Raw genomic sequence first — 8,006 nt, 5'->3', positions numbered from 1 at the left:
AGGCGGAAATGATCGGCCGCGGTTACGAATACATGGACTTGGAGCCAGAGCCGACAGTGGCGCCCTCGGATACGGGGTCCGGACCGCTCGGCTTTGCCGGCACCACGGCCTCCGAAACCACGACTCCCGCCGCCGGATTGGCCACACTGGCCGACGATGAATTCGGCGGCGGTCCACGGATGCCGATGATGCCCGGCACCTGGAACGCCGACCCAGCGCCACGTGGGGAGGCCTAACGATGGCTCGCCAAGCTTTTGCCCATGACGCGGTTGTGGTGATGCAGCCCGGCGGCAGTGCTAACGCCCTCGGCGGCGCAATCACGATCGCGCTGTGCGGGCACTGGGACCATCAGCCCCCGTGCCCTCTGGCGCCACACTACGTCGCGACCCATCCCGACGGTGAGACCGTAACGCTGCGAATACTTTTCGCGACCGAACCGGCCAACGAGCGACGTGTTCGCTCCCTGATCGGCGACGCGCTGGGCACCGGACAATTGGCTGGCCCCGATGGCGGACTCACGACGTGGCAGTTGAGATCTGCCGCCCCCGGCAACGTCCGGCCCGAGGAGGAGGACCACGCCGCCGGACTGATTGCCCATGGACGTGAACCCTCAGACCCTTAGCAGCCGCAGTCCTCGCCGCGCCATGACTTGATGCCCTGCCAGATCGCCGCGGCGGCGATGCCCAGGCCGATTACCGGATCCAACCACCAGAAGCCCGGCCAGCGAGCAGTGACCGCAAGGCCGACCAGAACCGCGGCGGCCATTGCACCGCACAGGTAGTTTTGGGTGCCCTCGCCGGCGGTGGCCGCTGAGCCCAGCCGCACCGCAAGTACACGCTTGGCCCGGCCCAGGATCGGCATCAACACCAGCGAAGCGGCCGTCAACGCCATGCCGATCACCGAGGTGTCGACGTGGTGCGAACCAAACAGATGGTGTACGGATTCTGCGGTGATATAGGGCGCTGTCAACCAGAACGACAACGCAACGCCGCGCTGAGCGCGCCGTTCAGCCGTCTCGGACAAGATGCGCGAGCCGGAGAACCGCCACGCCACCATGGCACTGGCCAGCGCCTCGGGCATGCTGCCCAATGCCCAGCCGGTTAGCGCGATCGAGCCGACCGCCAACCCCTGCCACAGCCCGAGCACACCCTCGGCGAGCATCGCGGTCATGCTGACCCACGCCAGCCACCACGCCCACCGTGCACGGCGATGCCAGGCGGCGTCACGCGTGGCGGCATGTCCGGATTCTGTGCAGCAGGCGTCGTCGACGAGCCGAGCTGCCGTGCCGAGGGGCTCGGAGTTGGTCACCCTGCGATGTTAAACGTGCGCTGCCAGAAACCGACGTCGTGCCAGGCACCACGCTTGTAACCGGCCTCGACCAGGTGCCCTACCTGGGCGAACCCGTGTCGCTCGTGCAGCCGGACACTTGGCTCATTGGGCAGCGCGATTACCGCAATGGCGCTGTGAAACCCGTCGCGGCGCAGACGGTCGAGCAGCTCGGTGTACAACGCGCCGCCCACCCCCCGCCGCTGGCACGACGAATCGACGTAGACCGTGACCTCGACGGTCCATTGGTAGGCGGCGCGACTGTTCCACGGCGCCGCATACGCCACACCGACAACATCGTCGTCGACGGCTACCAGCCACGGGAACTTCTCATGCAGTCGTCGCCAGTCGGTGCGCCACTCGTCGACGCTCTGCGGTTCGGTCCGAAAATTGAAAACCGATTGTTCGATGAAGTAGTTGACGATTTTGCAGACCTCTGCCAGGTCATCTTCGGTGGCGGCCCTGACTCGCGGCCCCGATGGCTGGCTCACGAAGCCTCAACGACTAACGCTGATGCCCACGGATTCCGCTGTCTGACATGCCAATCCACGGGACTGCGTGCGGTGCTCATTCCTCAGACCGTACTGGTCAGGCGCTGTAGCCGGTAGGTTCCGCAGACCCTGCCTGTGGAACCCAGCGCCGGGACATTAACGTGCTCTTATGGTGGATTTTGCTCTGCGCTCGTGTGGCTTGCGGGGGCACGCGACTTTCGCTCCTGATGAGCCGGACCTCCGGGAGCGCCTGAACGCCGATACGCCGGCCGGGCAGGCATGGCGGTGTTTGCGCTGCGAAACCTTCGTGGTGGGCCCTCCCCGCGACAGCGGCCCCGCCAATACGGCGCCGGAGATCCCGCGTGGGCGGATGCTGCGTGACCGGACGCTGATGCGGGCGCTGGCCGTAGAGCGCGCGATCCGCTGCGTGATCTTTTTGTTGGTAGCTGCCGGCGTGTTCAAGGTCACCGGGTCACGGGAGCGGTTGCGCCATGCGTTCGAGCAAGACCTGCCGCTGCTGAAGCCGTTGGCGAACCAGATCGGGTTTAATCCTGACAACTCCAAGATCATTCACCACATCGCGCAAGCGTTCGCGCTGTCGTCGTCGACGCTGACGTGGATCGCCATCGGCCTTACCGCCTACGCGGTGATCGAACTTATCGAAGCGGTCGGGTTGTGGCTGGTGCAGCGGTGGGGCGAATACTTCGCAGTCGTCGCGACCAGCGTCTTCCTTCCTCTGGAAATCTATGAGCTAACCGAAAAGGTCACGGCTCTTCGGCTTATCGCGCTGGTGATCAACATCGTCGCGGTTGTCTGGCTGCTGTGGAGCAAGCGGCTCTTCGGGCTCAACGGCGGCGGCGAGGCGTATCGAGAAGAGCATCACACCGCCAGCCTGCTCAGCGTCGAGCGCGCAGGCCTACGCGAAACTGCTTCCGATACAACTCTGGACGCACACTGATGCCCGTCGGCGCCAAGCCTCTCAACGGTTTTCGGGTGATCGATTTCACCCAGAACGTCGCCGGGCCGCTGGCCGGACAGGTGCTCGCCGACCTGGGCGCCGAGGTGATCAAGGTGGAAGCGCCTGGCGGAGAGGCAGCCCGGCACATCACCTCGGTGCTGCCGGGCCGTCCGCCGCTCGCGACCTACTTTCTGCCCAACAACCGCGGCAAAAAATCGGTGGCCGTGGATCTGACAACCGAAGCGGGCAAGCAACAAGTATTACGGCTGGCCGACACCGCGGATGTCATTTTGGAAGGATTCCGCCCGGGCATCATGGAGAAATTGGGCCTGGGCCCCAACGACTTACGAGAACGCAATCCCCAACTGATCTACGCCCGGGTGTCGGCGTTCGGCGGCAACGGCCCCCATGGTGACCGGCCCGGAGTCGATCTCATGGTCGCGGCCGAGGCCGGCATGACCACCGGGATGCGCACGCCGGACGGTAAGCCGCAGATCATCCCGTTTCAGCTTGTCGACAACGCCACCGGGCACGTGCTGGCCCAGGCGGTTCTGGCCGCGCTGCTCAACCGTGAGCGGCACGGGATCGGCGACATCGTCCGCGTCGCGATGTACGACGTCGCCGCATCGCTGCAGGCCAACCAGCTGACCGTGCATTTAAACCGGCCGACCGCACCGCCGCCGTCGTCGCCGCCAACAGCTAAGCAGCGCAAGGGAGTTGGGTTTGCGACCCAGCCGTCGGATGCGTTCCGCACCGCCGACGGGTATGTCGTCATCAGCGCGTATGTCCCGAAGCACTGGGAGATCTTGTGCCGGACCATCGGCCGTCCGGATCTTATCGACGACGCGCGGTTCGCCGACCAGCGTTCGCGGGCGATCAACTACGTCGAGCTCACCGAGGAGCTGGAGTCCACGCTGACCACGAAGCCGGCCGCCGAGTGGGTTAATCTGTTGCAGTGCCACGGGTTAATGGCTTGCCTGCCGTATACCTGGAAGCAAGTCGTCGGAACTCCGCTTTTCGCCGAAAACGATCTCGCCCTCGAGGTCGGCAGCGGTGACGACGCTGTCACGGTGGTCCGCACGCCGGCCCGTTACTCCTCGTTCGACGCGGTCGCCATGGATCCCCCACCGGAGCTGGGCCAACACAATGGTGACTTCCTCACGATGCCGTGAGCCCGGCACACGTCGGATCACGACCAAAGGCAGCAAAAACCAATTCATCCCCGGGTAGCGTCGGTGGTTGCTGTGACGGGAGACAACCATGAAGCGCTGCATCGTCGGAGTAGTGACCGCGCTGCTGATGGCCGCAGAGCTGATCGGCTCAGCGCCGCCGGCCAGCGCCGGCTGCCAGTACGGAGGCCCAGTTATCAGCAAGTGCGATGGACCCGTTCAGCCCGACGGCACCTGGCAACGTTGCGTGGCAACTCCCCACTTGATTTATAGCGGCGCCAGTTCCTTCCTCGTGCCCGAGCGGCGCTGCGATGTGATGGGCCCTGACCAGCACCCCGGGGATCTCGGCTTCGCCGACCCACCCACGCACATCGACGACTAGCGCACCGTGATCCGCCTCAGCGAATCACGGCTAAGCGCAAGGCAAATCGTTACGGACCAATGCCGAACAATGCGTCGACGAACATATCAACCGATCCCTCTGGCGCGAAAGCCATACTGATCATCTGATACATGTTGTCGACCATTTGGTCGGCTGCTGTGCCCTCGCCGGTGAACAGATCCGAGAATGCGTCGGCCGTAAAAACGTTGCCCGCCGCTTCGGGAGCGAAGAAGTTAGCAATCGCCTGATAGGAATTGTCCATCGCTTGGTCAAACGGATTGCCTTCCCCGCTCAACATAACCGCGGCAGAGTTGCCCGCAGCCTCGGGAGCGAAGAAGTTAGCAATCGACTGATAGAAGTTGTCGACCGCTTGATCGGCCTGCGTTCCCTCCCCGGTAAACATGTCCGAGAACGCGTCGGCCGTAAAAACGTTGCCCCCTGCCTCGGGAGCAAAGAAGTTAGCAATCGACTGATAGAAGTTGTCGACCGCTTGATCGGCCTGCGTTCCCTCCCCGGTGAACAAATCCGAGAACTGGTCAGCCGTGACAGCGGCGCCCGCAGCGCCGGTTGGGTCGGCGCCGGCAGTAGACGCCGTGGCTAGCGACATCAGCACGCCGGCAAAGACAGCGCCTGCGCCAAGCCCGATTCGATGCGTTGTTTTACTCATGTCCAAACTCCAATCATGTAGCGCGATGTTGGACATCTATGAACACGATTAGAGAGCGGACAAAGTTCACACGATTTTCTCAGCGCAGCAGCGCGCGCGACATCACCACACGCTGGATCTGGTTGGTGCCCTCGTAGATCTGGGTGATCTTGGCGTCACGCATAAACCGCTCGACGGGGAAGTCGGTGGTGTAGCCGGCGCCGCCGAACAGCTGCACGGCCGCCTCCGTCACGTCCATGGCGGTGTCGGAGGCGAAGCACTTTGCGGCCGCGGAGATGAATCCGAGATTTGGCTCGCCGCGCTCGGCGCGGGCGGCGGCGCTGTAGACCATCAGCCGGGCGGCTTCAACTTTCATCGCCATGTCGGCCAGCTCAAACTGCACGCCCTGGAACTCGGAGATCGATTTGCCGAACTGCTTGCGGTCCTTGGTGTAAGCGACCGCGGCGTCCACCGCGCCCTGCGCGATGCCCACCGCCTGGGCCCCGACGGTGGGCCGAGTGTGGTCGAGGGTCTGCAGTGCGGTCTTGAACCCGGTCCCAGGTTCACCGATGATCCGATCGCCCGGGATGCGGCAGTTCTCGAAGTAAAGCTCGGTGGTCGGCGAGCCCTTGATGCCCATCTTCTTTTCCTTGGGACCGATGCTGAAGCCTTCGTCGTCTAGGTGAACCATGAACGCCGAGATGCCGTTGGCGCCCTTGTCCGGATCGGTCACCGCCATCACCGTGTACCAGGTCGACTTGCCGCCGTTGGTGATCCAGCACTTGGTGCCGTTGAGAATCCAGTCGTCGCCGTCGGCCTTGGCACGCGTCCGCATCGACGCCGCGTCGCTGCCGGCCTCTCGTTCGGAAAGCGCATACGAGGCCATCGCCCCGTCGGTGGCCAGCGAAGGCAGCACCTGCTTCTTGAGCTCCTCCGAGCCCTGCAGGATCAGGCCCATGGTGCCCAGCTTGTTGACTGCGGGGATCAGCGAGGCAGATGCGTCGACGCGAGCCACTTCCTCGATCACGATGCAGGCCGCCACCGAGTCAGCGCCCTGACCTCCGTACGCCTCCGGAATGTGGACGGCGTTGAAGCCCGATGTGTTCAGCGCCGTCAGCGCCTCCTCGGGGAACCGGGAGTTTTCGTCCACCTCGGCGGCGTAGGGAGCGATCTCTTTTTCCGACAGCGCGCGGATCGCCGCCCGCAGCTCGTCGTGCTCCTCCGGCAACTTGTACACATCAAACGACGGATCTCCGGCCCACTGAGCCATCTCGGCCTCCTTGCACTGTGCTTTACTGCCCGGTCTTTCCGCGGGCCGCTACCCGGCCGGCGCCAGGCTACTGGCCGGTAACTTTACCTTGGCGCTCCTGCAGCGCCGCATCCTTAGCCCGCACCGACTCCGCCAGCTGATCCTGGAACTCGACGATCCGCGCGCGCAACGCCGGATCCGAAACTGCCAAAATGCGGACCGCCAACAGGCCAGCGTTGCGCGCGCCCCCGATCGACACGGTGGCCACCGGCACCCCGGCCGGCATCTGCGCGATCGACAGCAGCGAGTCCAGACCGTCGAGCTTTGCCAGCGGCACCGGGACGCCGATCACCGGCAGCGGCGTCGCCGAGGCCACCATGCCCGGCAGGTGGGCTGCGCCGCCCGCGCCGGCGATGATCACCTCGATGCCGCGGTCGGCCGCGCCTCGTGCGTATTCGAGCATTCGCTGCGGCGTGCGGTGTGCCGACACCACACCGACCTCATGGGCAACGTCGAACTCGGCCAGTGCGGCGGCGGCGTCGGCCATCACCGACCAGTCGCTGTCGCTGCCCATGATCACCCCGACGCGGGGCTGCTGGGTAGTCATTCGTGTGGGTCCCATCCGTCCATCCACTGCCCGTGTGACAACCAGTGTGCCGCCAGCTCAGCGCGCTCGCGCAGATTCGCCAACTGCGCGGCATCATCACCGAGGAAGTTGACATGGCCGATCTTGCGGCCCGGTCGTTCACCCTTGCCGTACAGGTGAACCCGCGCATCGGGCATCCGTGCGAACAGGTGGTGCATTCGCTCGTCGACCGTCATCGTCGGCGTCTGCGCGGCGCCCAGCACGTTGGCCATCACCGTCACCGGCACCGTCGCGTCGGTATCACCGAGCGGGTAGTCCAGCACCGCGCGCAGATGCTGTTCGAACTGGCTGGTCCGCGCGCCGTCGATGGTCCAGTGCCCGGAATTGTGCGGCCGCATCGCCAGTTCGTTGACCAGCAGCTGCCCATCGACCGTCTCGAACAGTTCCACGGCGAGCACCCCGACGACCCCGAGTTCGGCCGCCAATCGCAGCGCCAACTGCTGGGCAGAGGCGCCGACGTCGTCGCTCAGCGCCGGCGCCGGCGCGATCACCACCACGCAGATGCCATCGCGCTGCACTGTCTCGACCACCGGCCAGGCCGCGCCCTGCCCGAACGGCGAGCGAGCCACCAGTGCCGAGAGCTCGCGGCGCATCGCCACGCGCTCCTCGACCAACACCGGCACACCCGCGTCCAAGTACTCCCCGGCGATCTCGCGGGCCTGCGCCAGGTCGTCGGCCATCCGCACCCCACGACCGTCGTAGCCGCCGCGGACCGCCTTGACCACGATCGGCCCGCCGACTCGGCCGGCGAAAGCATCGACGTCGTCAAGGGTTTCGACCGCTGCGTACCGCGGCACCGGGGCGCCAAGAGCCTCCAGTCGTCGCCGCATGACGAGTTTGTCCTGGGCGTGCACCAGCGCCTCGGGCGGCGGCGCCACGTTGACGCCCTCGGCGACCAGCTTCTCCAGCAACTCGGTCGGGACGTGTTCGTGGTCGAAGGTCAGCGCGTCGGCGCCGGCAGCGACACGACGCAAATCGTCGAGGTTGGTGTGCGAGCCGATCACCACATCCGGGCTCACCTGCGCGGCCGGGTCGTCGGCGTCGGCGGCCAGCACCCGCAGGCTTTGACCCAGGGCGATCGCCGCCTGGTGGGTCATCCGGGCGAGTTGGCCGCCGCCGACCATCGCGACGAGCGGCGC

The 8,006-nt window shown here is 65.5% G+C and carries 10 protein-coding genes and 1 pseudogene; 5 read left to right on the top strand and 6 right to left on the bottom strand.

What is annotated here, in order from left to right:
- Positions 1-236 (top strand): annotated as a pseudogene (locus WB785_RS21220) (hypothetical protein); the annotation flags it as partial.
- Positions 237-238: 2 nt separating this feature from the next.
- Entirely contained in the window at positions 239-622 is a 384-nt protein-coding gene (locus tag WB785_RS21215; RefSeq protein ID WP_424081528.1) for a hypothetical protein, read from the top strand.
- Here WB785_RS21215 and WB785_RS21210 read toward each other — a convergent pair.
- Both WB785_RS21210 and WB785_RS21205 read right to left on the bottom strand, forming a co-directional pair.
- Complete coding sequence (locus tag WB785_RS21210) at positions 619-1,170, bottom strand: cation transporter (RefSeq protein ID WP_424081530.1); 552 nt, start codon at positions 1,168-1,170, stop codon at positions 619-621. The genes WB785_RS21215 and WB785_RS21210 overlap by 4 nt on opposite strands.
- Before the next feature lie 134 nt (positions 1,171-1,304).
- Positions 1,305-1,817 (bottom strand): N-acetyltransferase family protein, encoded by a 513-nt coding sequence (locus tag WB785_RS21205; protein WP_424081527.1) that lies wholly within the window; start codon positions 1,815-1,817, stop codon positions 1,305-1,307.
- A 169-nt stretch (positions 1,818-1,986) separates the two neighbouring features.
- Between WB785_RS21205 and WB785_RS21200 the strand changes: the two genes are divergently transcribed.
- The 3 genes from WB785_RS21200 to WB785_RS21190 all read left to right on the top strand — a co-directional run bounded on the left by WB785_RS21200 (position 1,987) and on the right by WB785_RS21190 (position 4,326).
- Positions 1,987-2,775, top strand: coding sequence for a DUF2127 domain-containing protein (locus tag WB785_RS21200; RefSeq protein WP_424081525.1), 789 nt, complete (start codon positions 1,987-1,989; stop codon positions 2,773-2,775).
- Positions 2,775-3,947: a CoA transferase gene (locus WB785_RS21195; protein WP_424081523.1), complete on the top strand. Its 1,173-nt coding sequence runs from the start codon at positions 2,775-2,777 to the stop codon at positions 3,945-3,947. Before WB785_RS21200 ends, WB785_RS21195 begins: the two co-directional genes overlap by 1 nt.
- Positions 3,948-4,035: 88 nt before the next feature.
- A complete protein-coding gene (locus WB785_RS21190) occupies positions 4,036-4,326 on the top strand; it encodes a CDGP domain-containing protein (protein WP_424081521.1) in 291 nt (96 codons plus the stop codon).
- Positions 4,327-4,375: 49 nt separating this feature from the next.
- Here the strand turns inward: WB785_RS21190 and WB785_RS21185 are convergent, their stop codons facing one another.
- From WB785_RS21185 to WB785_RS21170, 4 genes are all read right to left on the bottom strand, one after another.
- Positions 4,376-5,029, bottom strand: coding sequence for a hypothetical protein (locus WB785_RS21185; protein ID WP_424081519.1), 654 nt, complete (start codon positions 5,027-5,029; stop codon positions 4,376-4,378).
- Between the two features lie 43 nt (positions 5,030-5,072).
- A complete protein-coding gene (locus WB785_RS21180; RefSeq protein WP_424081517.1) occupies positions 5,073-6,242 on the bottom strand; it encodes an acyl-CoA dehydrogenase in 1,170 nt (389 codons plus the stop codon).
- 67 nt (positions 6,243-6,309) lie between these two features.
- Positions 6,310-6,828 (bottom strand): 5-(carboxyamino)imidazole ribonucleotide mutase, encoded by a 519-nt coding sequence (gene purE, locus WB785_RS21175; protein ID WP_424081516.1) that lies wholly within the window; start codon positions 6,826-6,828, stop codon positions 6,310-6,312.
- Positions 6,825-8,006: 5-(carboxyamino)imidazole ribonucleotide synthase (locus WB785_RS21170; protein WP_424081514.1), on the bottom strand; the 1,182-nt coding region annotated here is incomplete at its 5' end. The genes WB785_RS21170 and purE, both read right to left, overlap by 4 nt.

The sequence above is a fragment of the Mycobacterium sp. genome (assembly GCF_049585075.1).
Classification (GTDB): Bacteria; Actinomycetota; Actinomycetes; order Mycobacteriales; family Mycobacteriaceae; genus Mycobacterium.
This window is presented reverse-complemented; position numbering and strand designations above follow the sequence as displayed.

Coding starts and splice junctions, on each gene's coding strand:
- WB785_RS21215 (WP_424081528.1), top strand. CDS start 239: ATGGCTCGCCAAGCTTTTGCCCATGACGCGGTTGTGGTGATGCAGCCC.
- WB785_RS21210 (WP_424081530.1), bottom strand. CDS start 1,170: ATGACCGCGATGCTCGCCGAGGGTGTGCTCGGGCTGTGGCAGGGGTTG.
- WB785_RS21200 (WP_424081525.1), top strand. CDS start 1,987: ATGGTGGATTTTGCTCTGCGCTCGTGTGGCTTGCGGGGGCACGCGACT.
- WB785_RS21195 (WP_424081523.1), top strand. CDS start 2,775: ATGCCCGTCGGCGCCAAGCCTCTCAACGGTTTTCGGGTGATCGATTTC.
- WB785_RS21190 (WP_424081521.1), top strand. CDS start 4,036: ATGAAGCGCTGCATCGTCGGAGTAGTGACCGCGCTGCTGATGGCCGCA.
- WB785_RS21185 (WP_424081519.1), bottom strand. CDS start 5,029: ATGTCCAACATCGCGCTACATGATTGGAGTTTGGACATGAGTAAAACA.
- WB785_RS21180 (WP_424081517.1), bottom strand. CDS start 6,242: ATGGCTCAGTGGGCCGGAGATCCGTCGTTTGATGTGTACAAGTTGCCG.
- purE (WP_424081516.1), bottom strand. CDS start 6,828: ATGACTACCCAGCAGCCCCGCGTCGGGGTGATCATGGGCAGCGACAGC.